The 26,691-nt window shown below is 68.1% G+C and carries 30 protein-coding genes and 1 tRNA gene; 13 read left to right on the forward strand and 18 right to left on the reverse strand.

Translation table 11 applies throughout. From position 1 onward, the window contains the following. The first annotated feature begins 7 nt into the window (after nt 1-7). From BN977_RS31835 to BN977_RS12575, 4 genes are all read left to right on the forward strand, one after another. Nucleotides 8-2,221 carry an ABC transporter permease subunit gene (locus BN977_RS31835; RefSeq protein WP_234709545.1) on the forward strand — a complete coding sequence of 738 codons (2,214 nt, stop codon included), beginning with the start codon at nt 8-10 and terminating at the stop codon, nt 2,219-2,221. 8 nt (nt 2,222-2,229) lie between these two features. After that, complete coding sequence (locus BN977_RS12565; protein WP_024452246.1) at nt 2,230-2,985, forward strand: amino acid ABC transporter ATP-binding protein; 756 nt, start codon at nt 2,230-2,232, stop codon at nt 2,983-2,985. Nucleotides 2,986-3,143: 158 nt separating this feature from the next. Beyond that, nucleotides 3,144-3,440: a WhiB family transcriptional regulator gene (locus tag BN977_RS12570; protein ID WP_024452247.1), complete on the forward strand. Its 297-nt coding sequence runs from the start codon at nt 3,144-3,146 to the stop codon at nt 3,438-3,440. 189 nt (nt 3,441-3,629) lie between these two features. Then, a complete protein-coding gene (locus BN977_RS12575) occupies nt 3,630-3,866 on the forward strand; it encodes a hypothetical protein (RefSeq protein WP_024452248.1) in 237 nt (78 codons plus the stop codon). On the opposite strand, the gene BN977_RS12580 is transcribed toward BN977_RS12575, so the two are convergent. Both BN977_RS12580 and tgt read right to left on the reverse strand, forming a co-directional pair. Further along, the gene (locus tag BN977_RS12580) at nt 3,863-5,101 is read right to left on the reverse strand and encodes a cytochrome P450 (protein WP_036397790.1); all 1,239 of its coding nucleotides are present in this window, start codon (nt 5,099-5,101) and stop codon (nt 3,863-3,865) included. The two genes, BN977_RS12575 and BN977_RS12580, sit on opposite strands and share 4 nt — an antisense overlap. A 19-nt stretch (nt 5,102-5,120) precedes the next feature. Beyond that, complete coding sequence (gene tgt / locus BN977_RS12585) at nt 5,121-6,371, reverse strand: tRNA guanosine(34) transglycosylase Tgt (protein ID WP_036397792.1); 1,251 nt, start codon at nt 6,369-6,371, stop codon at nt 5,121-5,123. A 63-nt stretch (nt 6,372-6,434) separates the two neighbouring features. Between tgt and BN977_RS12590 the strand changes: the two genes are divergently transcribed. Both BN977_RS12590 and BN977_RS12595 read left to right on the forward strand, forming a co-directional pair. Then, nucleotides 6,435-6,884 (forward strand): lipoprotein LpqH, encoded by a 450-nt coding sequence (locus tag BN977_RS12590; RefSeq protein ID WP_036397794.1) that lies wholly within the window; start codon nt 6,435-6,437, stop codon nt 6,882-6,884. A 135-nt stretch (nt 6,885-7,019) separates the two neighbouring features. Continuing rightward, a complete protein-coding gene (locus tag BN977_RS12595; protein ID WP_024452252.1) occupies nt 7,020-7,526 on the forward strand; it encodes a lipoprotein LpqH in 507 nt (168 codons plus the stop codon). Nucleotides 7,527-7,592: 66 nt separating this feature from the next. Here the strand turns inward: BN977_RS12595 and BN977_RS12600 are convergent, their stop codons facing one another. Further along, on the reverse strand, nt 7,593-7,952 hold the full coding sequence (locus BN977_RS12600) for a DUF732 domain-containing protein (RefSeq protein WP_024452253.1): 360 nt from the start codon (nt 7,950-7,952) through the stop codon (nt 7,593-7,595). 393 nt (nt 7,953-8,345) lie between these two features. Here BN977_RS12600 and BN977_RS12605 point away from each other — a divergent pair, with 393 nt between their 5' ends. The 3 genes from BN977_RS12605 to BN977_RS12615 all read left to right on the forward strand — a co-directional run bounded on the left by BN977_RS12605 (nt 8,346) and on the right by BN977_RS12615 (nt 11,808). Then, nucleotides 8,346-9,596 (forward strand): PE-PPE domain-containing protein, encoded by a 1,251-nt coding sequence (locus BN977_RS12605; RefSeq protein WP_084172482.1) that lies wholly within the window; start codon nt 8,346-8,348, stop codon nt 9,594-9,596. A 69-nt stretch (nt 9,597-9,665) separates the two neighbouring features. Continuing rightward, a complete protein-coding gene (locus BN977_RS12610) occupies nt 9,666-11,198 on the forward strand; it encodes an alpha/beta hydrolase family protein (RefSeq protein WP_131590095.1) in 1,533 nt (510 codons plus the stop codon). 22 nt (nt 11,199-11,220) lie between these two features. Further along, entirely contained in the window at nt 11,221-11,808 is a 588-nt protein-coding gene (locus BN977_RS12615; RefSeq protein ID WP_407661194.1) for an Rv1078 family RDD domain-containing protein, read from the forward strand. 199 nt (nt 11,809-12,007) lie between these two features. Here BN977_RS12615 and BN977_RS32360 read toward each other — a convergent pair whose 3' ends face one another. The 5 genes from BN977_RS32360 to BN977_RS12640 form a co-directional block, all read right to left on the reverse strand. After that, nucleotides 12,008-12,436 carry a PIN-like domain-containing protein gene (locus BN977_RS32360; RefSeq protein WP_024452257.1) on the reverse strand — a complete coding sequence of 143 codons (429 nt, stop codon included), beginning with the start codon at nt 12,434-12,436 and terminating at the stop codon, nt 12,008-12,010. Between the two features lie 12 nt (nt 12,437-12,448). Continuing rightward, nucleotides 12,449-13,156, reverse strand: coding sequence for a DUF433 domain-containing protein (locus BN977_RS12625; protein ID WP_024452258.1), 708 nt, complete (start codon nt 13,154-13,156; stop codon nt 12,449-12,451). Nucleotides 13,157-13,421: 265 nt separating this feature from the next. Continuing rightward, a tRNA-Ser gene (locus tag BN977_RS12630) sits at nt 13,422-13,512 on the reverse strand. A 105-nt stretch (nt 13,513-13,617) separates the two neighbouring features. Next, the gene (locus BN977_RS12635; protein WP_024452259.1) at nt 13,618-14,067 is read right to left on the reverse strand and encodes a nucleoside deaminase; all 450 of its coding nucleotides are present in this window, start codon (nt 14,065-14,067) and stop codon (nt 13,618-13,620) included. Next, complete coding sequence (locus tag BN977_RS12640; RefSeq protein ID WP_024452260.1) at nt 14,064-14,582, reverse strand: tRNA adenosine deaminase-associated protein; 519 nt, start codon at nt 14,580-14,582, stop codon at nt 14,064-14,066. The genes BN977_RS12635 and BN977_RS12640 overlap by 4 nt, the downstream gene beginning before the upstream one ends. 93 nt (nt 14,583-14,675) lie before the next feature. Here BN977_RS12640 and BN977_RS12645 point away from each other — a divergent pair, with 93 nt between their 5' ends. Continuing rightward, a complete protein-coding gene (locus BN977_RS12645; protein ID WP_036399001.1) occupies nt 14,676-15,620 on the forward strand; it encodes a prephenate dehydrogenase in 945 nt (314 codons plus the stop codon). Here BN977_RS12645 and BN977_RS12650 read toward each other — a convergent pair. The 5 genes from BN977_RS12650 to BN977_RS12670 are packed head-to-tail and all read right to left on the reverse strand — an operon-like array spanning nt 15,583 to nt 19,687. Then, complete coding sequence (locus tag BN977_RS12650; RefSeq protein WP_051561320.1) at nt 15,583-16,194, reverse strand: putative glycolipid-binding domain-containing protein; 612 nt, start codon at nt 16,192-16,194, stop codon at nt 15,583-15,585. The genes BN977_RS12645 and BN977_RS12650 overlap by 38 nt on opposite strands. Further along, the gene (locus BN977_RS12655) at nt 16,191-16,976 is read right to left on the reverse strand and encodes an ABC transporter permease (RefSeq protein WP_036397798.1); all 786 of its coding nucleotides are present in this window, start codon (nt 16,974-16,976) and stop codon (nt 16,191-16,193) included. Before BN977_RS12655 ends, BN977_RS12650 begins: the two co-directional genes overlap by 4 nt. Beyond that, a complete protein-coding gene (locus tag BN977_RS12660; protein WP_024452264.1) occupies nt 16,973-17,620 on the reverse strand; it encodes an ABC transporter permease in 648 nt (215 codons plus the stop codon). The genes BN977_RS12655 and BN977_RS12660 overlap by 4 nt, the downstream gene beginning before the upstream one ends. Continuing rightward, a complete protein-coding gene (locus BN977_RS12665) occupies nt 17,620-18,729 on the reverse strand; it encodes an ABC transporter ATP-binding protein (protein WP_036397799.1) in 1,110 nt (369 codons plus the stop codon). The genes BN977_RS12660 and BN977_RS12665 overlap by 1 nt, the downstream gene beginning before the upstream one ends. 7 nt (nt 18,730-18,736) lie before the next feature. Next, entirely contained in the window at nt 18,737-19,687 is a 951-nt protein-coding gene (locus BN977_RS12670) for an ABC transporter substrate-binding protein (RefSeq protein WP_036397800.1), read from the reverse strand. Between the two features lie 133 nt (nt 19,688-19,820). Here BN977_RS12670 and BN977_RS12675 point away from each other — a divergent pair, with 133 nt between their 5' ends. Then, nucleotides 19,821-20,165 (forward strand): LapA family protein, encoded by a 345-nt coding sequence (locus BN977_RS12675; RefSeq protein ID WP_024452267.1) that lies wholly within the window; start codon nt 19,821-19,823, stop codon nt 20,163-20,165. Here the strand turns inward: BN977_RS12675 and BN977_RS12680 are convergent. Both BN977_RS12680 and BN977_RS12685 read right to left on the reverse strand, forming a co-directional pair. Continuing rightward, on the reverse strand, nt 20,162-21,172 hold the full coding sequence (locus BN977_RS12680) for a phosphotransferase family protein (protein WP_036397801.1): 1,011 nt from the start codon (nt 21,170-21,172) through the stop codon (nt 20,162-20,164). The two genes, BN977_RS12675 and BN977_RS12680, sit on opposite strands and share 4 nt — an antisense overlap. A 9-nt stretch (nt 21,173-21,181) precedes the next feature. After that, on the reverse strand, nt 21,182-21,790 hold the full coding sequence (locus BN977_RS12685; protein ID WP_036397802.1) for a histidine phosphatase family protein: 609 nt from the start codon (nt 21,788-21,790) through the stop codon (nt 21,182-21,184). A gap of 38 nt (nt 21,791-21,828) precedes the next feature. Here BN977_RS12685 and BN977_RS12690 point away from each other — a divergent pair, with 38 nt between their 5' ends. Next, complete coding sequence (locus BN977_RS12690; RefSeq protein ID WP_036397803.1) at nt 21,829-22,587, forward strand: SDR family NAD(P)-dependent oxidoreductase; 759 nt, start codon at nt 21,829-21,831, stop codon at nt 22,585-22,587. On the opposite strand, the gene BN977_RS12695 is transcribed toward BN977_RS12690, so the two are convergent. The 3 genes from BN977_RS12695 to BN977_RS12705 are packed head-to-tail and all read right to left on the reverse strand — an operon-like array spanning nt 22,588 to nt 26,247. Beyond that, on the reverse strand, nt 22,588-24,495 hold the full coding sequence (locus BN977_RS12695) for an alkyl/aryl-sulfatase (RefSeq protein WP_036399003.1): 1,908 nt from the start codon (nt 24,493-24,495) through the stop codon (nt 22,588-22,590). A gap of 40 nt (nt 24,496-24,535) precedes the next feature. Then, nucleotides 24,536-25,378 carry an NAD(P)-dependent oxidoreductase gene (locus BN977_RS12700; RefSeq protein WP_036397804.1) on the reverse strand — a complete coding sequence of 281 codons (843 nt, stop codon included), beginning with the start codon at nt 25,376-25,378 and terminating at the stop codon, nt 24,536-24,538. Beyond that, entirely contained in the window at nt 25,375-26,247 is an 873-nt protein-coding gene (locus BN977_RS12705) for an NAD(P)-dependent oxidoreductase (RefSeq protein ID WP_084172483.1), read from the reverse strand. The genes BN977_RS12700 and BN977_RS12705 overlap by 4 nt, the downstream gene beginning before the upstream one ends. Before the next feature lie 104 nt (nt 26,248-26,351). Between BN977_RS12705 and BN977_RS12710 the strand changes: the two genes are divergently transcribed. Then, entirely contained in the window at nt 26,352-26,690 is a 339-nt protein-coding gene (locus BN977_RS12710) for a winged helix-turn-helix transcriptional regulator (protein WP_036397805.1), read from the forward strand. Nucleotide 26,691: the final 1 nt, after the last annotated feature.

Here is a 26,691-nt window from a genome sequence, read left to right on the forward strand (position 1 = left end):
TGCGCCGGTGAGCTCCCCTCTTCGACGACCTGCCAGGTTGCGCGCGGCGCTGTTGGTGATCGCCCTGCTCGGCATGCTGCTGGCCGCATGCGGCACCGAGAAGGCCGGCACCGACCCGATCAAGTCCGCCGGCGTGCTGCGCATCGGCACCGAGGGAACGTATGCGCCGTTCAGCTACCACGACCCCAAGACCGGGGAACTGACCGGTTATGACGTGGACGTGGCCAAGGCGGTCGGCGAGAAGCTGGGCGTAAAGGTCGAATTCGTCGAGACGCCGTGGGATTCGATCTTCGCCGGGCTGGAGGCGCAGCGGTTCGACGTGGTGGCCAACGAGGTCACCATCAACCCGGAACGCCAAGCCAAATACGACCTTTCCCAGCCATATTCGGTTGGCGAAGGGGTGATCGTCACCCGCGCCGGTGACACCTCGATCAGATCGCTTGCCGATGTCAAGGGCAAGACCGCGGGCGAGAGCGCCACCAGCAACTGGTCGGAGGTGGCGCGCAAGGCCGGTGCACGGGTCGAGTCGGTCGAGGGCTTCGCCCAGGCCATCACGCTGCTCAACCAGGGCCGCGTCGACGTGGTGATCAACGACAGCATCGCCGTGTACGCGTACCTGGCGCAGACCGGGGACAAGTCGGTGAAGATCGCCGGCACCGTCGGGGAGAAGAGCGAACAGGGTTTCGCAGCCCGCAAGGACAGCGGCTACATGCCCGAACTCAACGGCGCGCTCAACGAGTTGCGCGCCGACGGCACGCTGGCCAAGATCTCGCAGAAGTATCTGAAGACCGACGCCACCGGCGCCCCACCGGACACCCCGATCAGATCGTCCGGCGTGCTGCGGGTCGGCACGGAGGGCACCTACTCACCGTTCAGTTATCACGACCAGGCGACCGGTCAGCTGACCGGATACGACGTGGACGTGGCCAAGGCGATCGGTGAGAAGCTGGGCGTCAAGGTCGAATTCGTCGAGACGCCGTGGGATTCCATCTTCGCCGGGCTGGAGGCCAAGCGATTCGACGTGGTGGCCAACGAGGTCACCATCAACCCGGAACGCCAAGCCAAATACGACCTTTCCCAACCATATTCGGTGGGCGAAGGGGTGATCGTCACCCGCGCCGACGACACCTCCATCAGCTCGCTTGCCGACCTCAAGGGTAAGACCACCGCGCAGTCGAGCACCAGCAACTGGGCCAAGGTGGCCCGGGACGCCGGCGCCAACGTGGAGGCCGTGGAGGGCTTCGCGCAGGCCATCACCCTGCTCAACCAGGGCCGCATCGACGCGACGGTGAACGACAGCATCGCCGTGTACGCCTACCTGGCCGAGACCGGCGACAAGTCGGTGAAGATCGCGGCCCAGACCGGCGAGAAGAGCGAGCAGGGCCTGGCCGCCCGCAAGGACAGCGGCTACCTGCCCGAGCTCAACGGCGCACTCGACGAACTGCGCGCCGACGGCACGCTGGCCGAGATCTCGCAGCGCTACCTCAAGGCCGACGCCACCGGTGCCGCCGGCCAGCAGGCTAAACAGGGCGGCCAGGGCGCGCCGGCGCCTGCCGTTCGGTCCGGACTGCAGCTGGTGCTGGACAACCTGTGGCCGCTGGCCAAGGCCGCGATCACCGCGACCATCCCGCTCACGATCATCAGCTTCGCGGTCGGGCTGGTCATCGCGCTGGCGGTGGCGCTGGCCCGGATGTCCTCGAATGTGGTGCTGAGCAATATCGCCCGGTTCTACATCTCGATCATCCGCGGAACTCCGCTGCTGGTGCAGTTGGTGATCGTCTTCTACGGCCTGCCGAAGTTCGGGGTGACGCTGCCGGCGTTCACCGCCGCCGTCATCGCCTTCAGCCTGAACGTGGGCGGGTATGCCGCCGAGATCATCCGCTCGGCGATCCTGAGCATCCCCAAGGGTCAATGGGAGGCGGCCGAAACCATCGGGCTGAGCTATGCCGGATCCCTGCGCCGGATCATCCTGCCGCAGGCCGCCCGGGTCGCCGTGCCACCGCTGTCCAATACGTTGATCTCCCTGGTCAAGGACACCTCGCTGGCCTCGGTGATCCTGGTGACCGAGCTGTTCCGCAAGGCTCAGGAGATCGGCGCGCCCACCTTCGACTTCTTCTCGACCTACACCGCGGCCGCCGTGTACTACTGGGTGATCTGCCTGGTGTTGTCGTTCGGCCAGAGCCGCCTGGAACGCCGACTGGAAAGGTATGTGGCGCGATGACCGAGGACGTGACCGACTACCGGGTCCAAGCCGATGGCGTCGAAAAGGCCTTCGGCGACAACAAGGTTCTCAAAGGCGTCTCGTTCAAGGTGGCACGCGGGACCGCCACCACCATCATCGGGCCGTCCGGGTCGGGTAAGACCACACTGCTGCGGGCGCTGGCCGCCCTCGACCTTCCCGACGCCGGGGTCATCCAGGTCGGCGGCGAGCAGATCGATTTCGCCGGACCGGTCACCAAGGATCAGCTGCGTCGATACCGGGCGCAGAGCGGTTTCGTGTTCCAGGGCCACAATCTGTTCCCGCACAAGACGGTGCTGCAGAACGTCACCGAGGGTCCGGTGATCGTGCAGAAGCGGCCGAAGGACGAGGCCGAGGCCGAAGCGCTGGAGTTGCTCGACAAGGTCGGGTTGGCCGACAAGCGCGACCAGTACCCGTTCCAGCTGTCCGGTGGCCAACAACAGCGGGTGGGGATCGCCAGGGCGCTCGCGCTCAAGCCCAAGGTGGTGCTGTTCGACGAACCGACCTCCGCGCTGGATCCCGAACTGGTCGGCGAGGTGCTCTCGGTGATCAAGGATCTGGCCGTCGAGGGCTGGACACTGGTGATCGTCACCCACGAAATCCAGTTCGCCAAGCAGGTTTCCGACCAGGTGCTGTTCACCGACCAGGGTGTCATCCTGGAGCAGGGACCGCCGGCCGAGGTGATCGGAAACCCGCGCGAGGACCGCACCAAACAGTTCCTCGACCGCATCCTGAACCCGCTGTGACGCCGAGGTGGCGACAAACCAAACGGTATGTCACCAATCGCTGACATACCCCTATGTTTGTTTGTCTGGACATAGTCGAGAGGTGCCGTTACCGTCATGCCCGGACGGTGACCGCGGTCACTTTTCGGTACGCACGGCAACAGCTAGGAATCGCAACGATGGGCGCAGTCACAGCACCTGAGACGCCAGCGGTACGGCGACGTCAGGACCGGGAATGGCAATTGCATGCCCGGTGCCGCTATGAGGACCCCAGCCTGTTCTTCCATCCCGACGGGGAGCGAGGTTGGGCCCGCAAGAACCGGCAACAGCGAGCCAGGGCGGTCTGCGCGGCCTGCCCGGTGGCGCGCGAATGCGGCGAGTACTCGATCTCGTTCCAGGAGGCGTTCGGCACCTGGGGCGGGTTGTCCGAGGACGACCGGAAACGGTACCTGCAGGACGGCATCACCCGCCGGTAACCGCTGGGTGGCCAAAGTGCCACTGCGACAACACCATCGACGCGGTCGGCGATGCCGACCCACTCTGTCGACGGCGGGGCCCGAGGCGCCGCGCTGGGGATAACCCCCGCAGAGATGTCGGGCCAGCACCGCTGTCCCGGGAGGACGAAACAGCCAGGCTGAATTCATCCCTCCCGAAAGGACAGTTACATGCGCACCGTCTCGCTCCTCGTCACCACCGGATTGGCCGCCGGAACCCTGGCCGCCGCCATCGCCATCGCCGCGCCGGCCGCGGCCGCACCGTCGGGGCCGCCCTGTGAACCCCTGGGCACCGGCGCCACCATCTGTCAGACCGCCGGCCACATCCTGGTCAGTGCCACCCCGACGGTCAAGGCTCCGCAGGCTCCCCAGTTCAACGGTTGGGTGGGCATGGTGCACCACCCCTAGCCCAGCGGCAGCGACGCCAGCCCGCGCAGGGTCACGTTCGGCTTGTACACCGGCGCGCCGCGCAGGTGAGCGTCCGGCCACCGCCGAGCCAGCTCCGCCAGCGCGATACGCGCCTCCAGCCGGGCCAGCGGCGCACCCAGGCAGAAATGCGGACCTTTGCCGAAAGCCAAGTGCCGCAGGTCTTCCCGATCCGGATCGAAGGCGTCCGGCCGGCCGAAGGCGTCCGGGTCGCGCTGGGCCGCGGCCAGCAGCAACAGCATGCTGTCGCCTTGGCGAACCACCACCGAGTCCCGGTCGCCGATCGTCATGTCCGCGCCGGCGATCCGCATCACCAGCTGCACCGGCGGGTCGTACCGCAACGTCTCCTCGACGATCGCGTTGGCCCGTTCCGGGTCGGCCGCCAGCGCGCGCCAGTGCTCCGGTTCACGCAGCATCGCCAGCACCGCATTGCCGATCAGGTTGACCGTCGTCTCGTGCCCGGCGATGAGCAGCAGGTTGCAGGTCGCGACGATCTCGTCGGCGGTGAGCTGATCGCCGTCTTCCTCGGCAGCGATGAGCGCCGAGATCATGTCCTCGCGCGGTGTCGCCCGGCGGCGCTCGATGAGATCGACGAGGTACTCGCGCATCCACTCGCCGGCCTGCAGTCGTTCGTCGGCGTCCTCGGAGGCCTGGCCGGTCAGCGTCATGATCGGATCCAGGCCCTGCGCCAACAGCGCGGCCGCCCGGCTGAACTGCGGTTCGTCGTCCAGGGGAACGCCCAGCAGCCGGCATATCACCGCGACCGGCAGCGGGTAGGCCAGATCGGTCACCACGTCCAGTTCACCGGAGGTGGGCACCTTGTCGAGCAGTTCGCCGACCAATGCGCCGATCTCGGGCTCCAGGGCCCGGACCGCCTTGGGCGAGAAGGCTTGTTGCGCGAGCTTGCGCAGCCGGGTGTGGTCTGGTGGATCCAGGAACAGAAATCCCGGCGTGGCGGTGCGCTGCGGCGTGACGCCCTCGGCGATCTGGCGTTGCACCACCGCGGATTTCATCCCGTCGCTGCACGACGCCGGGTGCCGCAGTACCTCGTCGCAATGCGCGAAGCCGGAGAACACCACCATGTTCATCTCCGGCAGCGCCATCGGCCCGAGCTCTCGGATGCGCGCGAACAGCGGGTAGGGGTCGGCCCGGATCGCCGGGTCCAGCATCTGGACCAGCAGCGTCTGCGCTTCCGCGGTTCTCGCGCCCGTCGTCATGCACTTATTGTGCACGCGTCTAAGAAGACCGCTGGTCCGTCCCGTAGTACCGCCCCAGGACGTGCTCACGCAGCTCGTCGAACTCCCCGGCGACGATGGCGGCGCGGATCTGGTCGACCAGCCGGATGGTGAAGCGCTCGTTGTGGATGGTGCACAACGTGGCCGCCAGCATCTCCTTGGCCTTGAACAGGTGATGGATGTAGGCGCGGGTGTAATGCGCGCAGGTGTAGCAGTCGCATTCGGCGTCGATCGGGGTGAAGTCCCTGCGGTAACGCGCGCCGGTGATGTTGTACCGCCCGCGTGCCGAATACACGGCGGCGTTGCGGGCCACCCGGGACGGCGACACGCAGTCGAAGGTGTCCGCGCCCGCGGCGACGGCGGCGAACAGGTCGTCGGGCTCACTGATGCCCAGCAGGTGCCGGGGTTTGTCGTCGGGTAGTTCGCTGGTGACCCAGCCGACGATGGTGGCCAGGTTCTGCTTCTCCAGCGCGCCACCGATGCCGTACCCGTCGAAGCTCAGGCCCTCTGCGGGCCCCGGACCCTCTCCGATCCCGACCAGCCCGCGCGTCGCCTGCCGGCGCAGGTCCTCGTATTGCGCGCCCTGCACCACCCCGAACAGCGCCTGGCGCGGCTTGTCCGGCCGGGCCGCGGTGAGCTTGTGATGTTCGATCAGGCAGCGCACCGCCCAGTCATGCGTGCGGCGCACCGACTGCTCCTGATAACCGCGGGTGTTCACCAGGGTGGTCAGCTCGTCGAACGCGAAGATGATGTCGGCCCCGAGCTGATGCTGGATCCCGATCGACACCTCGGGGGTGAAGCGGTGCGACGACCCGTCGATATGCGACCGGAAGGTGACGCCGTCCTCGTCGACGTGCGCCAGCCGCTCCTTGCCCTCGGCGATGATGTCGTCGTTCTGCAGCCGCGTCGCGTCCATGGCGAGCACCTTCTTGAACCCGACGCCCAACGAGAGCACCTGGAAGCCACCACTGTCGGTGAAGGTGGGGCCCGGCCAGTTCATGAACGCACCCAACCCACCGGCCTCGTCCACGACATCGGGCCCGGGCTGCAGATAGAGGTGATACGCGTTGGCCAGAACTGCTTGCGCGCCAATCTCTTTCATCGTCTCGGGCAGCACGGCCTTGACGGTGGCCTGGGTGCCGACGGCGATGAACGCCGGCGTCTGGATGTCACCGTGGGGAGTGTGGATCACGCCGGCCCGGCCCTTGCGCCCGGGCAGCTGCGCCCGCACCTCGAAATACTGCTCGCTCACCCGGACATTCAATCAACAGCGAACTCCACGCGTTCGGCCCGTGTCGGTCGTAGATTTCACTCCATGAGGACGCGATCGGTGATCGGCACTGCGATACTGGCCGGCGTCACGGCGGGCGCCGCCGCATGCTCGTCGTCCCCGCCGCAGGCGACCACCCCGCCGGGTGCGCTCAGCCCGGGAACGGCCCAGTTCACCATCGACGGCCGCGACGCCGGGACCACCCATGCGGTCCGCTGCTCCCCCGCCGGTTTCCTCACCACCATCAGCACCGGTGACGACACCTCCGGGATCAGCGCGATGGTGTCCAACGAGGACGAGCTCACCGCGGAATCGGTCAGCTTCCGCGACGTGGGCGGATTCACCGGCAGCTACAACGCCGGCCTCGGCGAACCCGCCGCCACGGTCAGCATGACCGGACGCACCTACGACATCTCCGGCACCGCCCGCGGCTTCCGGACCGACAACGCCAGCTTCAGCACCCAGAGCCGGTTCACTGTGAAGGTTGCCTGCTGAACTGGGGATTACCCGCCGATGACCCGTAGTCAAGTATTTAGCGCATAACGGTGTCTGTGTGTCCGCTGAGCACCATACTGCTCTGGGATCATCAGGCGATCTTGAAACGGATCGCTCAACGTAAGGAGATCAGTGGTGAAGCGTGAACTCGTGGTCGCCCTGGGCGGTGCGGCGGTAGTCATCGCCGGGCTGGCCGGCTGTTCCTCGGATGACAAGAAGTCCTCCAGCTCGTCGAGCGAGGAGAAGACCACCACCTCGGCGGCCGCCAGCGCATCGGCGTCGCCGACGGCGGCAGCGGGCACCGGTGGTACCAAGGTGACCATCGACGGCGCGGACCAGGCCGTGAACGGCCAGGTCGTGTGCGCCACCATGGGCGGCAACGTCAACATCGCGATCGGCGAGGCCGCCACCGGTATCGCCGCCGTCCTCAGCGAGGGCGATTCCCCGACCGTCACCTCCGTCGGTCTCGGCAACGTCAACGGCGTCACCCTCGGCTACCAGGCCGGCGCCGGCCAGGGCGAGGCCAAGGCCGAGAAGGACGGCAAGACCTACAAGATCAGCGGCACCGCGACCGGTATCGACATGGCCAACCCCATGACCCCGGTGAACAAGCCGTTCACGATCGAGGTCACCTGCCCCTGACCGGATCTCCCCGGCCGACACCGACGGCGGCGTCCCTACCCGGGGCGCCGCCGTTGTCGTCGGTACTCAGGCCGGGACGGTGTAGCCGCCGGCCGACTGGCGCAACTGCCAGATCTGCGCCGGGCACAATTCGTTGACCGCCTGGTTGATCAGATAGGCGCCCTGGTAGTAGTCCGAGGTGTTGAAGTCCGCCTTCACCTGCTCGACCAGCTGGCCGTACGGCATCAGCGCGGCCACCCGGTCACAGATGCTGTTCCCGTAGCCGACGGCGGCGTCGGCGTTGGGGAAGTTGTAGCCGGGCCGCACCGTGACATTCACCAGGTACGCGACGACGTCCGCGTGCGCGTCGGGAGCGGGCAGGGTTGCGGCCCCGACCAGTCCGGCGGCGACCGCACCGGCCAGCACCGCTGCTCGTAATGCGCGCATGGCAGAACTCTAGCGCCTCGGCACCGGCGCGGAACCCGATCAGGGACGCCCAGAGACCGGCGCCGGCGCGGGGTGCCGGCGCTGATGCCGCCGCAAACGCGCCAGCAACACCCGCCGGTGCACCTCGAAGGACAACGACAACGGGTCACGCCACATCGCCGGCCTCTTGCTGGGGTTCGTCATGATGACTCCACTGTGACACAGGTCGGCCGCCAATTCTTCTGCCGCGCCGGACCTTTGACCAATCTCACGAACATGCCGAATAGGCGGTGAACGTATCCCGACGACGCGCACACCGCAACGTGACGCGGATGTGTCAAAGCCCACACAGCAACTTCACCACGGAGTAACCTGCGGTTCAGGTGCCCTACGGCAGTGCACCGAGGGGGAATCATGGCGACCCATACTTCGACCCGAAAACTGCCCGCACTGTTCGCAGCGCTGGGAATGGCGATTGCCCTGGCCCTCTCTCAGGTCCCCGAACCGCCGCTGCACGGTCTCCTGCCCAGGCTGCTGAACACCGTCATCGGGATCGGCGGCCGCGACGACCCAGACGCGGCGAACATTCCACACAAACTGCGCGGCGAGGTCATCCCCGACGGTTACGCATACGTTCCGCTGTCCTACCCGGCTTCGCTGGACATGATCGGCAGCGTCCGCACCGGCATGCCAGCGCTGCACCAACTGGTGACGACCACGCCGGGCAAGGTCATCGTCGTGTCCTACTCCGAAGGTTCCCTGCTGGCCGAGCAGGAGAAACGCAACCTGCGCGGCGGCGCCGGCGCGCCCAAACCCCAGGACCTCAGCTTCCTCGAGATCGCCGCGCCGTTCATCCCGAACGGGGGGATTTTCGCCCGGTTCCCCGGTGTCGGGATCCCGCTCATGATCCCGGGGATGGGCCCGGCGCAGCCCTCGGCGTACGACACCACCTACGTGACCAACGAGTACGACACGTACGCCGACTTCCCGGCCTATTTCAATCCGCTCGCGCTGCTCAATTCCCTGGCGGCGGTCGCCTACGCGCACCCCGACGCGTATTACGACAGCGACGACATCGGCAGCCCGGACAATTACGTCAAGGTGGTCAAGAACCCGGCGGGCGGTACCGACACCTACGTCCTGATCCCGAGCGCGCATCTGCCGCTGCTCGCCCCGGTGCGCCAGGCGGCCGCCGCGCTGCGCCTCACCGAACCGGCCGAACGCCTGCTCGGCGCGGTCGAACCGGTACTGAAGGTGATGGTCGACATGGCCTACACCGATCGCCAGAACCTCAACCCCGAAGTCCACCAGCCCTTCTCGATGGTGACACCGCCGCACAAGGTCGCCGAGGCGCTCGCCGCCACGCCCAGGGCGTTGCGCGAAGGACTGGACAACCTGCTGGGCCGCAATCCCAAGAAGCCCGCGCCGGTCACGACCACGACGACGGCCACCGCGGGGGCGGCCCGTGGCCCCACCGACATGACCGACGGCAACAAGGTGTCGCCGACGACGTTCGCCGGGACGAAGCCGGCCGACACCGACCCGGTGAAAACCCCGCCGAGCGTCGATGGCCCCCCGGAACCGACGGGCACCGCACCGGCCGACGCCGAGCAGCCCGAACCGGACGAGCCGGATAACACCGAGCCGGCAGCAGCCGCGGCCTGACCCATTCCGGCCCCACAACTGCTGACACCTGTCAAGATCGGGACGGGTTCGTGTGAGAAGGGGTCCGCTGTGCAGCGTTTGTCGACGTGGGTGAGTGCCGGTCTGCTCACCGCGGGTCTATCGGCCGCGCTGCTGAGCGGGGCCGGTCTCGCCGCGGCGGACGCCGGCTCGCCGCCCACCGACTCGACGTCGTCCGCCGCCGCGGCGGAACCGTCATCGTCGGGATCGACCACCGGCGCCACCGAGACGGAGCCGTCGGACACCAAACCGGTCGAGTCTGCCCCACCCAAGAAGAAAAAGAAGAAGAAACCGGGCACCGGTGTGGCCGCCGCGCCCGAGGCCCGCCCCAAGACCGGATCCGGCACCGACGGCCCCGAGTCCGGCTCCGAGTCCGCTTCAGCCAAGACCGAGCCGAAGAGCGTGCCGGATTCCGAGCCGGCCGCCCCGGCCATCACGGTCAAGCCCACGACGTTGCGGTTGGCCCAGGACCCGATCACACCCAAAGCCGCCGCCGCGCCGCCCAATCCGATCAAGGTGGTGGCCAGGGCCGTCACCAACCTGATCACCAATATCGGTTCCGCCGCCATCAACGCGCTGCAGGCGCTGGAGAAGTTCGTCACCGGGCCGCCGGTGCTGCCCGCCAAGACCACGGTGACCGTCGGCTCGTCGACGATCCTGCTCGGCAACGGTCAACGCGTACAAGCCAATTGGTACTACCCCAAACCCTCGGGCACCGGGGCACCGCCAGAGAAGATGATCCTGTTGCAGCACGGGTTCTTCGCGCTGGGACCGATGTACAGCTTCACCGCGGCAAACCTGGCCGAACGCACCAACAGCGTCGTCGTGACCCCGACCCTGCCGTCGAACTTCTTCGCCGCCGACGACCGGTGGCTGGGCGGATCCGGGATGGCGACCAATATCGCCGACCTGTTCCGCGGCGACCGGGCGGCCCTGACCGAGAGCGCGCTGGCCGCCGGGTACGCCACCCGGTACGGCCTGGACCCGGCGACGGCGGCGCTGCCCCAGAAGTTCGCGCTGGCAGGTCATTCCGCCGGTGGCGGCTTGGTCTCCGGGGCGGCGGGATCGCTTGCCGCGAGCGACGACGCCGCCGACCTGGTGGGTGTCATCCTGCTCGACGCGGTACCCACCGGCAACACCCTCAAGGACGCGCTGACCGAACTGGACGCCTATCAAGGCCGCGGCGGGCAGTACATCCCGGTCCGCGCGATCGGGGCCCCGCCCAACGCGTTCAACTTCATCAGCACGGTCAACCAGACGCTGTCGGCGGCGCGACCCGGCCGGTTCAACGGGGTGGTGCTCGCCGGTGGCGTGCACATGGACTCGATGCAGGGCGGCAACTCGCTGATCCAGTTCGTCGCGCAGCTGCTGGCCGGCGTGCCGCAGGCCCAGAATCCGCCCGCGGTCACCGATCTCGCGGTGGCGTGGTTCACGGACTGGTTCGCCGGCGACACGGCCGACGGCGACGAGTTGGTGCCCGGCAGCACCATCGACATCCCCACCCCGAAGGGCACGGCGCACGGTCGGGTGATCGGCACGGCGCCGGCGGCCATCGCGCCCACCGCCGGGACCACGGCGGCCTGAGCGGCTTCGGAGTCTTCCAAGGATCTTCCAACCGCGGATCCCTAACTTCCTCGTGATCGCATCGCACACCGCTTCACGAGGAAGGTATCCACCGATGACCGAACAACCACTGCCGCAGGGGGCAGCGACCGCGAATGCCGCCGCGTACACACCATGGCTGACGCGCGTGCTGGCGTTCCTGATCGACTACATCCCGTACGGGATCATCCTGGGGATCGGCTACGCCGTCGAGGCGCTGACCCAGGAAACCGCCTGCGTCAGCGACACCTCGGAGTACAACCTGGGCCAGTTCTGCGCGACCGGCAACTCCACGATCGGTGTGGCGGCGTTCCTGCTCTCGGCGGCGGTCGGGTTGGCCTACCTGCTGTGGAACTACGGCTACAAGCAGGGCACCACGGGCTCCAGCATCGGCAAATCGGTCATGAAGTTCAAGGTGGTCAGCGAAGCGACCGGCCAGCCCATCGGGTTCGGCATGTCCGTGGTCCGCCAGCTGGCGCACGTCCTCGACGGCCTCATCTGCTACCTCGGCTTCCTACTGCCGCTGATCGACGCCAAGCGCCAGACCATTGCCGACAAGGTCATCAAGACCGTCTGCGTGCCGGTGTCCTGAATACGAGAAACCCCCGCCGGACTCGGTTCGGCGGGGGTTTCTGCTATGGCGGTGGCGGAGGGATTTGATCCATCCTTGATCACCTGGTCAGAAGGCTCCGAACCGGCTCTACCTGCACGCCATCATCACACTTACCTGTATCTGTGGGCAGATCGTGGGCACGCGGCATGTCGCGCAGCGTGTGGCTTCGACGCTTCGTTCATACCCGTTCGGGTGCGCCCGGTTCGTATCGCATAACCACGGCGCGGTCACGGCGCAGGGACAGCCACCACGGTCCGTCGATTGCGGTCTGACGTTCGACGGCTTCCCATCGAGTGGTCAGCCTGACGAGCTGTTCCCACGCAGGCCGGTTACCGACCTCCCCGTGCAGATGCACGACCTTCAGCTTGTGCGTGATAGCCAGGTTGGCCTCGGTCGGCCGTGTGCGCAGACGCCGATCGTTGGTGATCACCGTCCAACCCCGCTCGCCGACGACGGGTATCCAGTCCCGGTCGAGAATCCCGGCGTACAGGAGCTCATGCACAGGTGGGCGACTAAACCGTGCCGTGTCACGCCGCACTGCGACAAGTCCATTACCTAAGCGCAGCAGGTTCTCGTCCACGACGTAGGTCACCTGCTCCACGTCCATGCCGTCGCCGGTCTACGCGGCCAGCTTGTACTTGGCCGCGTAATCGACCGCTGCCTGCACCTGCTCCAGGCTCAGCCCGTAGTCCGCGGCCAAGTCCTCGTGACGCTCACCCGCACTAGCCATCCCTGCGATGGTGGCCACTGATACCCGACGCCCGACAAAGGTCGGCTGGCCGCTGTAGCGGTCAGGGCTGATCACGATGTCGGGAAACTCGAGGTCTGGCCGCAACTCAGTAACGATCTTCTCTCCGCGCTCGTCTTGAGCGAGTGACGCTTGCACAATCAGGTTCCAGCTAGCACCCCCGAGAAGCTGCTGGCCGGTGCGAACCACCATCTGCTCATCTTCGGACAGACCGACATCATCACCGCTGATCGTCAGGTCGCGGTCGTGTACTGCGAGGTACGGACGTAGATGCGCTAGCGGGTAGTCGATCCCGTACAGGCGACGTAAGCCGCCGATGGCACCACGCAGTCGGGCAGTCGGGATGTTCTCGTCGCGGTACTCGGCAAGGATGCGCGCCTCCACGAACTCGCCCCATGTCGCCCACTCGGTGTCACGGGGCGCGACGCGGAGGATCGGCGGGTACGCCGTCCCACTGCGCTCATAGCCGTTGATCCAGCGGCGGGCGGTGCCTACCGAGAGGCCGATCAGCCTGTCTACCTCGGCATACAGGTAGACCTCTCGGTCGAGCATCGAGGTAACCGACATGCGCGCAAGCATGACACAGAGGTATCAGCCGAGACCGACAATAATGGACGGAGGCGAGCGCCGGCACGTCGCTGGGATGCCCGACGACCGCCATTCAGGGCTGCCCGTCCACGGACACCGCCTGCACGCCGACAGTCTCAGCCATCGAGACAAGCCATGAGCCGCAAGGTATGTCCGAACTGCGACGACATGTGGGCAGAAGTCGCAAACCGTGCGCAGGCAGCACTCCATCAAGTGGCAAAAACCGCCCTTACCTGCGCGAGCAGGCGGGCGGTGTTGGCGGTGGCGGAGGGATTTGAACCCTCGGACGGGGGTTACCCGTCACACGCTTTCGAGGCGTGCTCCTTAGGCCGCTCGGACACGCCACCGGGAGGCAGCTTACCGGGCGAGTGCGGATGGCCCTAATCGCGCCGTTTTCCGCGCCAGGGCCGTGCCCGGCGGCGGATCACGACCCTGCCGAAGAAAGCGGCGCGTCAGCGCTGGCGGGCGAAAAACTCCTCCAGCGGCGCCGCGCACTCGGCGGCCAGCACCCCGCCGCGCACCTGCGGCCGGTAGGTCAGCCGCCGATCGCGCACCACGTCCCACAACGATCCGACCGCCCCGGTCTTGGGTTCCCACGCCCCGAATACCAGCAGGCCCACCCGCGCCATCACGATGGCGCCGGCGCACATGGTGCAGGGTTCGACCGTCACCGCCAGCGTGCAGCCCTCCAGCCGCCAGCCATCCCCCAGCCGGGTCGCGGCCGCGCGCATCGCCAGGATCTCGGCGTGCGCGGTCGGATCGCCGAGTTCCTCGCGTGCGTTGGCGGCGCGGGCCAACTCGGTGCCGTCGGGCCCGAACACCACCGCGCCGATCGGTACGTCCCGCGGACCGGCCAGCCGGGCGGCGTCCAGCGCCTGCCGGATCAGCTGTTCCTCGGTCACCGACCGATCTTGTCGAGCACCGCGGACAGCTCCGACTCGAAGCCCATCCGCTGCGCGATCGCGGCGATCTGCTCCTCGATCTCCATGTCGATATCGGAGACGATCACCCCGAGTACGCCCTCGGGCAGCCCGATGTCCGAGAGCACCCCGAGGTCGCCCTCCTCGAACGGATCCGCCTCCTCGAGGTCCTCGTCGTCGAGGTCGGCGTCCAGCTTGTCCAAGGCCTCGGCGGCGATGTCGTAGTCCAGCGCCGCGGTGGCATCCGACAGCAACAGCCGGGTGCCGGCCGGGGCGGGCCGCACGATCAGGAAGAACTCGTCGTCGACGTCGATCAGCCCGAAAACGGCACCGGCGCTGCGCAACTCACGCAACTCGGTCTCGGCGGCGGTCAGGCTGGTCAGCGCTCCTCGGCGCATCTGCGAGCAGCGCCACTTCCCGTCCTCGCGGACGACCGCGACACCGAAACCCTCCGGCTGGTCGGCAGCTTCCTGCGCCGGCGCACGCTGTGCTCCCATGGTGCTAACGCTAGTCGCAGACCAGGGGCTTTGACCACCTATCGACCGGCTGCGCGGACCGTATGCCAACCTTGAACGGTGACCGACACACCGGTGTGCGTGCTGGGGCTGGGACTGATCGGCGGCTCCCTGATGCGCGCCGCCGCGGAGGCTGGCCGCCAGGTCTTCGGCTACAACCGATCCGTCGACGGCGTCGCGGCCGCCCGCCTCGACGGTTTCGACGCCACCGCGGCACTGGACCAGGCGCTGGCGCGCGCCGCCGAGACCGATGCGCTGATCGTGCTGGCCGTCCCGATGCCCGCCCTGTCGGGGATGCTCGACCACATCGGCCGCATCGCCCCGGACTGCGCGCTGACCGACGTGATCAGCGTGAAGGGCGCGGTCCTGCGTGAGGTGCGCGAGCACGGGCTGCTGTCCCGGTTCGTGGGCGGGCACCCGATGACGGGCACCGCGCACTCCGGCTGGGCCGCCGGTAACAAGAAGCTGTTCGCCGGCACCCCGTGGGTGGTCAGCGTCGATGACCATGTCGATCCGCAGGTGTGGGCGGCGGTGATGAACCTGGCGCTGGACTGCCGCGCGTTCGTGGTCCCGGCCCGCTCCGATGAGCACGACGCCGCCGCGGCCGCGATCTCGCACCTGCCACATCTGCTGGCCGAGGCGCTGGCCGTCACCGCCGGCGATGTGCCACTGGCGTTCGCGCTGGCCGCCGGTTCGTTCCGGGACGGCACCCGCGTCGCGGCGACCGCCCCCGACCTGGTGCGCGCCATGTGTGAGGCCAACTCCGAGGAGCTGCTGGCCCAGCTGGACCGCACCCTGGAGCTGCTCACCCAGGCCAGGGAGCACCTGGCCGCGCAGACCTCGGTGGCCGACCTGGTGGACGCCGGCCATGCCGCCCGCGTCCGCTACGACAGCTTCAGCCGGCCCGACATCCTGCACGTGACGATCGGCGCGGAGAACTGGCGCGACGAACTGGCCGCCGCCGGCCGGGCCGGCGGGGTGATCAGATCCGCTCTGCCAGTCCTGGATAGTCGAGGATGAAACCGTCGGAGTCGACGGTGATGGTGGTCTCGGCGATCGGCGATTTCAGGCTGATGCCGGCGCCCTCGCCGGTGCTGCTGTAGCTGATGGTCTCCAGCTCGACGGTGAGTTCGGGCAGCCGCACGTAGACCACCGGCAGGCTCAGCGTGTCGGCCCGCTGGTGCAGGCCGGTACGCCGGATGGGCAGCGCGTTGAAGAACGGGCTGAACACCACGTCGACGTCGAGCGCGCCCTCGTAGGCGGCCCGCCTGGTCTGGTTCTGGTGGTCCTGCACCAGCCACATGTTCTCTTCGTCGCGGGCGATGGACAGCTGGCGTTCCCGCTCGGCGAGCGTCATGGTCAGCGACAGCCGTTTGGTGGCACCGGCCTCGTCGGTGACCAGATCGTAGGAGGCGCTGAAGGCGGGATGTGACTCGGTGGCGGCGGCCACGATGCGGCCGTAGGCCTTGATCCGGTTGCCGGACAGCTGGACCCGCACCGACTCCATGCGGGGCAACTCGTGGGCGCGCCAGGTGAGAATCGCCGGCCATGCGCCGTCGGACTCAGTGCCTGATTGAGGGGCTGCGTCAGTCACCTCTCTACCGTAGGCGACGCGCCCCTGGCTTCGTAGCCGCGTTCCGAACTCCGACCCCGCACGGGCCCCGATCGTGATTCGAGCGCGACCTCGTCGTCGATCAGCGGCTGGGGTAGCCGCCGCCACCGGCCGACCCCCGGCTGGGACAACCACACCGCGAAGGCCAGCGCGGCGTCCAGGATCAGCGCCAGCGCGGTCACCATCAGGGCACCCACCAGCGCAATGTGGAATTGCCTGATCTTGATGCCGTCGATCAGGTAGCGGCCCAGCCCGCCCAGGCTGGCATAGGCGGCGACGGTGGCGGTGGCCACGATCTGCAGGGTGGCGGTGCGCAGCCCACCCAGGATGAGCGGCAGCGCGTTGGGCACCTCGACCCGGGACAGCACCTGGCGTTCGGTCATCCCCATGGACCGCGCGGCGTCGACGACGGCGGCGTCGACGTTGGCGATGCCGGCATACGTCCCGGCCAGCAACGGCGGGATGCCCAACAGCATCAGCGCAACGGTGGGCGGTATCAGTCCCAGACCCCACAGCAGCACCCCGAGCAGCAGGACCCCCAGCGTGGGCAGGGCACGCAGCGCGTTGACGCCGCTGACCACCAGGAAGGTGCCGCGGCCGGTGTGCCCGATGAGCAGCCCGACCGGGATCGCGACCAGCGCCGAGAACAGCACCGCGATCGCGGTGTACTGCAGGTGTTCGACGATCCGGATGCCCAGCCCGGCCGGGCCGGACCAGTGCTCCGCGGTGAAGATGTAGGACAGGGCCTGCTGCAGGAAGTTCATCGCGCCCCCGCCGTGGCCCGGGTCCAGGGAGTGATGATCTTGCCCGCCAACAGGATCAGCGCGTCGATCACCACGGCCAGCACGAAGATGGCGATGATGCCTGCGATGATCTGGCCGCTCTTGTTGGCCTGATAACCCTCGGTGAACCAGGTGCCCAGGCCGCCGATACCGATCACCGACCCCACCGACACCATCGAGATATTGGTCACCGCGACCACCCGCAGGCTGGCGATGAGAACCGGAACGGCCAGGGGCAGTTCAACTTTCACGATGCGGGTGAAGGGCCGGTAGCCGACGGCGGTGGCGGCGTCGAGCACGTCGGCGGGGACCGCGTCCAGCGCCTCGGGCACGGCGCGCACCAGCAGCGCGGTGGTGTAGAGCGTGAGGGCGACGATGACGTTGGCCTCGTCGAGGATGCGGGTCGGGATGATCAGCGGCAGCGCCACGAACAGCGCCAGCGACGGGATGGTGAAGACGATGCTGGCGATCACCGTGATGGTGCGGCGCGGTACGGTGGTGCGCTGCACGGCGGCGCCCAGTGGTATCGCGATGAGCAGTCCGAGCACGATCGGCACCAGCGACAGGCGCAGGTGGATCAGCGTCAGCGCCCACGCCTTGTCCAGATGGGTCAGCAGATACGTCACTACCCGACCTTCGGCACCCGGCGTTGTCGTTGCAGGGCCGCCAGCACGTCGTCGGCCCGGATACCGCCCAACAGCCGGCCGTCGTCGTCGACGGCCACCCCCAGCCCCGACGGTGAGGACAGCGCGGCGTCCAGCGCCTGGCGCAGCGAGCCGTCCGGCGGGAAGAACGAGCCTCCACCGATCGTGCTGTCGTACAACGCACTTCCCTTGCGGTGGACGTCGACGCCCTCGGCGTTGATCCACGCGAACGGCTTGCCGTCGGCCCGGATCACCAGCAACCATTCCCCGGGATCGAGCTGCTGGGCGTCGATCTCGGACTCGGCCACCTGCGGGATGTCGTGCAGCGGCAGTCCGTTGCCCTCGAAGAACTGCAGCCCGCGGTAGCCGCGGTCGGCCCCGACGAAACCGGACACCAGTTCGTTGGCCGGATTGGACAACACGAACGCCGGCTCGGCGTACTGCTGCAGCACCCCACCGCGGCCGAACACCGCCACCTTGTCGCCGAGTTTGACCGCCTCGTCGATATCGTGCGTGACGAACACGATGGTCTTGCGCAATTCGCTTTGCAGCCGCAGGATCTCGGTTTGCAGTTCCTCGCGCACCACCGGGTCGACGGCGCTGAACGGTTCGTCCATCAGCAGGATGGGCGGGTCGGCCGCCAGCGCCCTGGCCACCCCGACGCGCTGCTGCTGGCCGCCGGACAGTTGCGCCGGATAGCGGTTGGCCAATTTGGGGTCCAGGCCCACCCGCTCCAACACACCGAGGGCGGCTTTGCGTGCGGCGCGGCGTGTTTCGCCTTTGAGCACCGGTACGGTGGCGACGTTGTCGACGACCCGCTGATGCGGCATCAGCCCGGCGCTCTGGATGACGTAACCGATGCCCAGGCGCAGCTTGACCGGGTCCACCTGGGTCACGTCGTTGCCGTCGACGGTGAGCGTGCCCGAGGTCGGCTCGATCATCCGGTTGATCATCCGCATCGAGGTGGTCTTGCCGCAGCCCGACGGCCCGACGAACGCCGCCAGGGTGCCCTCCGGGATGTCGAGGGTGAGATCGTCGACCGCGACGGTGCCATCCGGATAGGTCTTGGTGACGTTGGTGAAGGTGATCATCGCAAACTCACTTACCGGGAAGGGGTTTGTCGAAACCGTTGTCCGCGATCCACTTTCCGGCCGCCTCGTCGGGGTCGACACCCTTGTTGCCCTCGACCGAGGTGTTGAGGTCGATGAGCGCCGCGGTGGACAGTTTCGCGCTGACCGCATCGAGCACGGATTTCAGATCGGTGGACAGTTTCTGCGAGGCCACCAGGGGCACCACGTTGGCGGCGAGGAAGACGCTCTTGGGATCCTCCAGCACCACCAGCTTGTCCCGCACGATGGCCGGTGAGGTGCTGAAGACGTTGGCTGCGGTGATGGCGCCGCTGGTGAGGGCCTGCACGGTGGCCGGCCCGCCGCCGTCGCTGATCGCCACGAAGTTGGCCGGGGCAATGGTCAGCCCGTACTGGTCCTTGAGGCCCACCAGTCCGGTGCGCCGGGTCTGAAACTCCGACGGGCCGCCGACTTTCACCTCCGCCGAGTGGGCGGCGAGGTCGGCGATGGACTTCAGTTTCCAGCGCTGCGCGGTGGCCGCCGAGACGGCGAGGGTGTCCTTGTCCTCGGCCGGGGACGGGTAGGTGATCGACAGGTCCCCCGGCAGCGCCTTGAGCAAGGCCAGCAGCACCGCGTCCGAGGTGGTGGCCGTGCTGGCGGCATCGAAGTACTGCAGCAGGTTTCCGGTGTATTCCGGAATGAGGTCGATGGAATGGTCCTGCACGGCGGGGATATAGGTTTCGCGGCTGCCGATACCGAATTGCCGCTTGATGGTGAAACCGTTGGCCTCCAGCGCCTGGGCGTAGATCTCGGCGATGATCTTCGACTCGGTGAAGTCGGCCGAGCCGACGGTGATCGCTTTCAGATCACCGGAGACCGTGCCACCGCCGAGCGGGTCGGCGCTACCGCAGCCCGCGCTCAGCACGGCGAGCAACGTCGCGAGGACGAGCCCGACCGCCGATGTTCCCCGTCTGCAGCGCATACCATCCCCTCGGCCATGCCGACTGTGATACGTGGCAATTCCCCCGACAGTAACGGGCCACGGCGCGACATGCCGGGCTTTGATTCAGCGTGAAGTAGTTTGCTTCGGGCGCCGAAGGGGCAAGGATGGGGGCATGAGCAACGATCCGATCGCGCCGGACCCGGTCCCGGAACCGCCGGCCGACCCGTCCCCGGCGGCCCCACCGGAGGACGCGGTCAAGTTCACCAGGGCGGCCGCACTGTGGTCATCGCTGATCGTGGGCTTCCTCATCCTGATCGTGCTGCTGATCTTCATCGCGCAGAACACCGATTCCGGCACCTTCCACTTCCTGGGCTGGAACTGGTCGCTGCCGCTCGGGGTGGCGCTGCTGCTGGCCGCGGTGTGCGGCGGATTGCTGGCGGTGCTCGTCGGCGCCGCCCGGATCGTGCAGCTGCGCATCGCGGCCCGCAAGAACCTCAAAGCCGCTCGGCGACTCTAGACCAGCCGCAGGCCCTCGGCGATCAACGGCGCCACGGTCGCACCCACGACGGACTGTTCGCCGCCCTCCCTGGCGCGGAAGTCGATGCCGGCCGCGATGATGGCCAGCTTGAAATAGGCCAGGGCCATGTAGAAATCCCAGTGGCTCAGTTCCTGCCCGCTGGCCACCGCGTACCGCTGGGCCAGACCGTCGGCCGACGGCAGCAGCGGTGACGTCCAGGCCGCCCGCATGCCGAGTACATCGTCGAAGTTCGGGTTGCGGTACACGCACATCAGGGCCGCATCCGACAGCGGGTCACCGAGGGTGGACAGTTCCCAGTCCAGCACCGCACGCACCACGGTCGGGTCCGAGTTGTCGAGGATGGTGTTGTCGATGCGGTAGTCGCCGTGCACGATCGAGGCCCGCGAACTCACCGGAATCCCTTGTGCCAGAGCGGAATGCAGCCGCTTCACGTCGTCGTCGCGGGGGTCGTCGGGCAGCCGCACCAGATCCCACTGCGACCCCCAGCGCCGCACCTGCCGCTCCAGGTAGCCCTGCGCCTTCCCGAAGTCACCCAACCCGACAGCCTGCGGATCGACAGCATGCAGGTCGGCCAGCACCTGGATCAGCGCGTCGACGCAGCCCTCGATGACCGTCGCGTCGCCCAGGGCCTGCAGTTCGTCGGCGCTGCGCACCACCTGGCCGTCGACGTTCTCGACCATCTGGAACGGCGCACCCAGCACGGAGTCGTCGTTGCGCATCGTCACCGCGCGGGCCACCGGCACCGGGGTGCCTGCCAGCGCGGCCACCACCTTGTACTCGCGGGCCATATCGTGCGCCGACGGGGTCAGCCCGTGCAGCGGCGGCCGGCGCAACACCCAGGCCGACGCGTCGTCGAACACCCGGAAGGTCAGGTTGGACCGGCCACCGGAGATCAGTTCGGCACGCAGCTCACCGGAGCGGGGAATCCCTTCGGCGCGCAGGTGGCGGTCCAGGGCGTCGAGGTCGAGTCCATCCAGAGAGGTCACCGGAACTGTTTACCACCGCACATTTCGCGGCAGCAGATCCCATACGTGTTCGGTGCCGTTGACCGCGGCAACGGACAGCTTGCCGCTGCGGGAGGCCAGCAACCGGGTCACCGAGGCGTAGTCGACGTGGAACGACAGCAGCCGCTCGGTACCCAGGATGTGATGCAGCAGGACGTTGATGACGCCGCCGTGGCTGAACAGCACCAGGGTGTCGTCGTGGCCGGCCGCGGCGATGAGGTCGTCGACGGCGGCGACCACCCGGTCCAGGAACGCCTTCTCGTCGACACCGGTGGGCAGATGCCCGGCTGCCAGCCGGGCCAGTTCCTCGGGGTTTTCCTGCGCGATCTGTTCGATGGGCACGTAGTGCGACATGTCGCGGTCGTATTCGGCGAGCCGTTCGTCGATGTCGACGGTCAACCCCAGCTTGTCGGCGAGCGGGCCCGCGGTCTGCACGGCACGCCGCTGCGGGCTGCTGACCAGCCGGCCGACCGGGAACCGGGACAGCGCGTCGGGCAGCCGCGCCGCCTGCGCGATGCCCTGCTCGGACAACTCGGGATCGGAGCCCTGGCCGGGCTCGCTGCGCAGGGGGAGCGCATGTCGGACCAGAAGCAGTTGCATCGTGACACCATATGGCCGCATACCGAGGAGGTCCGGAGATGGGTTATGCCGACGAGCTGTTCGACCTCACCGACCGCGTCGTGTTGATCACCGGCGGCAGCCGCGGACTGGGCCGGGAGATGGCGTTCGCGGCCGCCCGCTGCGGGGCCGATGTGGTGATCGCCAGCCGCAACCTGGAGTCGTGCGAAGCGACCGCCGCGCAGATCACCGCCGAGACCGGCCGGGCCGCGCTGGCCCACCGGGTGCATGTCGGGCGGTGGGATGAGTTGGAGCCGTTGGCCGATGCCGCCTATGACCGGTTCGGCAAGGTGGACGTGCTGGTCAACAATGCCGGCATGTCGCCGCTGTACGACTCGCTGGGCTCGGTGAGCGAGAAGCTGTTCGACTCGGTGGTGAACCTGAACTTCAAGGGGCCGTTCCGGTTGACCGCGCTGATCGGCGAGCGGATGGCGGCCGCCGGCGGCGGGTCGATCATCAACGTGAGCTCGTCGGGATCGCTGCGGCCGGACGCGTCGATGCTGCCCTATGCCGCGGCCAAGGCGGCGCTGAACGTGCTGACCGAGGGGTTCGCCAAGGCGTTCGGCCCGGCGGTGCGGGTGAACACCCTGATGGCCGGCCCGTTCCTCACCGATATCAGCAAGGCATGGTCACTCGGGGATCCGGCGGCTTTCGCGCATCTGGCGTTGCGGCGCGCCGGTGATCCGGCCGAGATCGTCGGCGCGGCACTGTTTCTCATGTCGGACGCGGCCAGCTTCACCACCGGGTCGATCCTGCGCGCCGACGGCGGGTTGCCCTGACTACGGCGTGATGATGGCGAAGCCCGGGTCGGGCCGGTCCAGGGCGCCCAGCAGCTGCGCCAAGGCGTTTGGATCGCCGGTGAACTCCACCCCCGGTGAGTCGCGGTCGCCGGCGGCGAACGTCAACAGCCGGCCCTTGGTGGCGAACGTGACGGTGGCCGTCGCGGTGGCCGGATCTGCCGGGGCCTTGCGGTGCACCAGCACCCCGTTGCGCAGCGTCAGCCGGTAGTCGGCCGCCAGGTCGACGAACGTCACGTCGATGGTCAGGTCCAGCTCCCAGGCTCGCGGACCGTTGACGTTGATGGCGAAGGTGTCGAACATCTGCTCGGGGGTCAGCTGGGCGAGCACCGTCGGTGACGTGGTCTGGGTGGGGGTGCCGAAGTTGCCGTCGCGCAGCTCGGTCGCCCCGGACAGGAAGAAGTTGCGCCAGACCGCGTTCTCGGCGCCGTACGCCAGTTGTTCCAGGGTGTCGGCGTACAGGTCGCGGGCGCCGGAGTGGTTCTCGTCGGTGAAGATGGCGTGGTCCAACAGTGTTGCCGCCCAGCGGAAGTCGCCGTCGTCGAAGGCTTGCTGCGCCAGCTCGACGACGCGGTCCAGCCCACCGATGGCCTGCACATACCGGGGCCCGATGGCCTCCGGCGGGTGCGGCCAGAGCCGGCCGGGGTTGCCGTCGAACCAGCCCATGTAGCGCTGGTATACGGCCTTGACGTTGTGGCTGACCGAGCCGTAGTAGCCGTGGGTGTGCCAGGCCTGCTCCAACGCCGGTGGCAGCGCGAAGTTCTCGGCGATCTCGGCACCGGTGAACCCCTGGTTGAGCTGGCGCAAGGTCTGGTCGTGCAGGTAGGCGTACAGGTCGCGCTGCACCGAGAGGTATTCGACGATGTTGTCCCGGCCCCAGGTGGGCCAGTGGTGCGAGGCGAACACCACATCGGTGCGGTCGGCGAAAGTGTCGATGGCCTCGGTGAGGTAACCGGCCCAGCCGTGCGGGTCCCGCACCAGCGCACCGCGCAGGGTCAGCAGATTGTGCAGGTTGTGGGTGGCGTTCTCGGCCATGCACAGCGCCTTGAACTGCGGGAAGTAGAAGTGCATCTCGGCCGGCGCCTCGGTGCCGGGCGCCATCTGGAATTCGATCTCGACCCCGTCGATGGTGTGCTTCTCGCCGGTGTCATGGACGTCGATGGTGGGGACGATCAGCGCCACCTCCCCCAGCGACGGGGCCTGGCCGAGCCCGCAGCCGACCTGGCCCTGCGGCCCGCGCGCCAGCACCGCGCCGTACATGTAGGCGGCGCGGCGGGTCATCGCGGTGCCGGCATAGACGTTCTCCTGCACCGCGTGGTCGGTGAACCCCTCCGGCGCGATGATGGCCACCGTGCCGGCGTCCACCTCGTCCTGCGAGGTCACGCCCAGCACGCCACCGAAATGGTCGACGTGGCTGTGGGTGTAGATCACGGCTTTGACGGGCCGATCCCCGCGGTGCTCGCGATACAGCGCCAGCGCGGCGGCCGCGGTCTCGGTGCTGACCAGCGGGTCGATCACGATGATGCCGGTGTCACCCTCGACGAAGCTGATATTCGACAGGTCCAGCCCGCGTACCTGGTAGATCCCTGGTGCGTCGTTGGCCGTCGCTCCACTGGCCTTGGTGACCTCATACAGCCCCTGCTTGGTGCACAGCTGGGACTGCCGCCACAGGCTCGGGTGCACCGAATCCGGCGCCTCGCCCGCCAGGAAGGCATAGGAGTCGTTGTCCCATACCACTTTTCCACCGGAACCGGTCACCACGCACGGGTCCAGTGCCCCGATGAACCCGCGGTCGGCGTCGGCGAAGTCGCGGGTGTCGTCGAACGGCAGGCCGGTGCGGTGGCCGCGGTTGGCGGCGGCGATGGTGGCGGTGGGCGGCTTCTGCTCCATGGGCACGACCATGCCACGTAAGGCGTTTCCGCGCGCCGGATTACGGTGTCAGCACGCTGATCTCCTTGGCGCCGTTCCCGTCGGCGATGGCCTTCTCGACGACGCCCGCAAACGCCTGCAGCGCCGCGTCGTCCATCCCGGCCGAGCGTGCGGTGGCGATCAGATGGTGCAGCGACGCGGCCACCGATGACACCGATGCGCTGGGGTCATCGTGGTGACCGGTGTCGGCGCGTTCGGCGATCTCGGTGAAGATCGGGGTCAGGATGTCGACGATGCCGGTGGCGTGCGGCAACAGTGCGGTGGGGCCGATGCCGTGCGCCTTGGCGATGCCGACGGCATGCAGGAACCCGGCCACCGAGGTCCAGAACAGGTCCAGCAACGCCATGTCGAACGCGGCAGCGCGGTCGTACTCGGGGCCCAGCCAGGTGGGGGTGCCCAAGGCGTCGAACACCTGCACGCCGGCGTCATAACGGTCCCGCGGGCCGGCGAAGAGGATGCTGGCGGCCGGGGTTCCGATGGTCGCGGTGGGCGTCATGATGGCCCCGTCGAGATACCCGCCGCCGAGGCCGGCCACCAACTCTGCGGTGCGGCGGGCGCGCTCGGGCGTATCCGAGCTGAGCCCCACCACCGTTTTCCCCGCGACGGCGTCGCCGGCCGCGGTGAGCACCGCGTCCACCGCGTCGTGGTCGACGACGTTGACCAGGATCAGGTCCGCCGCACCGACGGCCGCGGCGGGCGTGCCGGCGGCCACGGCGCCGCGGGCCTGTAGCGGGCCGGCCTTGGCGGCGGTCCGGTTCCACACCGTGGTGCGGTATTTCGCGTCGAGCAGCGCGCCGGCCAGCGCCTGGCCCATGGGTCCCAGTCCGAGCACGGCGACGTTCATGCCGCACGCTCCTGGCTGCGCAGGCCCTCGATGATGCGGGCGAACCCTTCGTGCCCGTGGCCGGCGTCGATCTGCCGGTGGATGAGCCGTTGCACGACGTCGACCACCTCGGTGCTGACGCCCTGTTCGCGGCTGGCCGACACGATGTCGCTGATATCGGAGAACAGCAGGCTCTGCTGGCCCGGCACCGTGTAGTCGGCGCCGTCGATGACCTTGGCGTAGCCCGGGAGCTCGGCGGTCATCGCCTGCAACCACGGCACGGCCATCGCCGCGAAGTCACCGGCCGGCACGCCCGCCGCCCCGACCATGGCCGCACCGTGGAAGAACCCGGCGAACATCACGTACATGGCCGACAGCAGGGCCAGGTCGTACAGCGCAGCCATGCCCGCGTCGGCGCCGAAATACTCTGCTGTGCCCCACAATTCGAGGACGGATCGGAAGTCGTCGAGCACTGCGCGGTCGCCGCTGTAGAAGATCCGAGCGCCAGGCGCACCGATCATGCCGGGGGTCGCCATGATGCCACCGTCCAGGTATTGCGCGCCGGCGGCGCGGGCCCAGTCCGCCAGTTCGCGCGCGCCGGCCGGTGAGGTGGTGGTGAGGTTGACGATGCGGACGCCGGTCAGGTGCGCGGCCACCGGGTCCAGGACCTCGTGCACCGAGCGGTGGTCGAACAGGCACACCACCACCAGGTCGGCATCCAGCGCCGCGCCGACCGTCGGGGCCACCCGGGCGTCCGGCACGGCCTGCGCCTTGGCCGCGGTGCGGTTCCACACCGTGGTCGCGTGCCCGGCTCGGACGGCCGCCGTGGCCAGTGCCGTACCCATCTCACCGAGCCCGAGGAAACTGATCCGTTGCGAGGTGTTGGTCATGCGACCATCGTTGGTGTCATGCGGAAGATCCGACAAGTACCCACTATAAAGTGCGGTACTTACCGAAACGTAACCATTGGCTTTGACCTGCGAGGGGATGATCGATGACTCAGCTGGGCAAGTTCACCTGCGGCCTGGACGCGGCGTTCGCGGTGGTGGACGGGAAGTGGAAGCCGCTGATCCTGTGGGAGTTGCAGGCCGGTCCGAAACGGTTCAACGCCCTGCACCGCAGCCTGCCGGGGGTGTCGCAGAAGATGCTGACTCAGCATCTCAAGGAGTTGCAGCGGCACGGGGTGGTGCACCGGGAGAGCTACCACGAGGTGCCGCCGCGGGTGGAGTACTCGATGACCCCGGCCGGCGCGGAGCTGCTCGACTCGCTCGAACCGCTCAGCGATTGGGCCACCAAGCACATCGACCTGATCTGCGCGGCCGAGGCGGGCTGAG

Source organism: Mycolicibacterium cosmeticum, from assembly GCF_000613185.1.
Classification (GTDB): Bacteria; Actinomycetota; Actinomycetes; order Mycobacteriales; family Mycobacteriaceae; genus Mycobacterium; species Mycobacterium cosmeticum.

What these genes read in the sequence shown, in the direction of transcription:
- BN977_RS12570 (WP_024452247.1), top strand. Translation starts at nt 3,144, where the DNA reads ATGGGCGCAGTCACAGCACCTGAGACGCCAGCGGTACGGCGACGTCAG.
- BN977_RS12575 (WP_024452248.1), top strand. Translation starts at nt 3,630, where the DNA reads ATGCGCACCGTCTCGCTCCTCGTCACCACCGGATTGGCCGCCGGAACC.
- BN977_RS12580 (WP_036397790.1), bottom strand. Translation starts at nt 5,101, where the DNA reads ATGACGACGGGCGCGAGAACCGCGGAAGCGCAGACGCTGCTGGTCCAG.
- BN977_RS12590 (WP_036397794.1), top strand. Translation starts at nt 6,435, where the DNA reads ATGAGGACGCGATCGGTGATCGGCACTGCGATACTGGCCGGCGTCACG.
- BN977_RS12600 (WP_024452253.1), bottom strand. Translation starts at nt 7,952, where the DNA reads ATGCGCGCATTACGAGCAGCGGTGCTGGCCGGTGCGGTCGCCGCCGGA.
- BN977_RS12605 (WP_084172482.1), top strand. Translation starts at nt 8,346, where the DNA reads ATGGCGACCCATACTTCGACCCGAAAACTGCCCGCACTGTTCGCAGCG.
- BN977_RS32360 (WP_024452257.1), bottom strand. Translation starts at nt 12,436, where the DNA reads ATGGACGTGGAGCAGGTGACCTACGTCGTGGACGAGAACCTGCTGCGC.
- BN977_RS12625 (WP_024452258.1), bottom strand. Translation starts at nt 13,156, where the DNA reads ATGCTTGCGCGCATGTCGGTTACCTCGATGCTCGACCGAGAGGTCTAC.
- BN977_RS12640 (WP_024452260.1), bottom strand. Translation starts at nt 14,582, where the DNA reads ATGGGAGCACAGCGTGCGCCGGCGCAGGAAGCTGCCGACCAGCCGGAG.
- BN977_RS12655 (WP_036397798.1), bottom strand. Translation starts at nt 16,976, where the DNA reads ATGAACTTCCTGCAGCAGGCCCTGTCCTACATCTTCACCGCGGAGCAC.
- BN977_RS12665 (WP_036397799.1), bottom strand. Translation starts at nt 18,729, where the DNA reads ATGATCACCTTCACCAACGTCACCAAGACCTATCCGGATGGCACCGTC.
- BN977_RS12670 (WP_036397800.1), bottom strand. Translation starts at nt 19,687, where the DNA reads ATGCGCTGCAGACGGGGAACATCGGCGGTCGGGCTCGTCCTCGCGACG.
- BN977_RS12675 (WP_024452267.1), top strand. Translation starts at nt 19,821, where the DNA reads ATGAGCAACGATCCGATCGCGCCGGACCCGGTCCCGGAACCGCCGGCC.
- BN977_RS12685 (WP_036397802.1), bottom strand. Translation starts at nt 21,790, where the DNA reads ATGCAACTGCTTCTGGTCCGACATGCGCTCCCCCTGCGCAGCGAGCCC.
- BN977_RS12690 (WP_036397803.1), top strand. Translation starts at nt 21,829, where the DNA reads ATGGGTTATGCCGACGAGCTGTTCGACCTCACCGACCGCGTCGTGTTG.
- BN977_RS12695 (WP_036399003.1), bottom strand. Translation starts at nt 24,495, where the DNA reads ATGGAGCAGAAGCCGCCCACCGCCACCATCGCCGCCGCCAACCGCGGC.
- BN977_RS12700 (WP_036397804.1), bottom strand. Translation starts at nt 25,378, where the DNA reads ATGAACGTCGCCGTGCTCGGACTGGGACCCATGGGCCAGGCGCTGGCC.
- BN977_RS12705 (WP_084172483.1), bottom strand. Translation starts at nt 26,247, where the DNA reads ATGACCAACACCTCGCAACGGATCAGTTTCCTCGGGCTCGGTGAGATG.
- BN977_RS12710 (WP_036397805.1), top strand. Translation starts at nt 26,352, where the DNA reads ATGACTCAGCTGGGCAAGTTCACCTGCGGCCTGGACGCGGCGTTCGCG.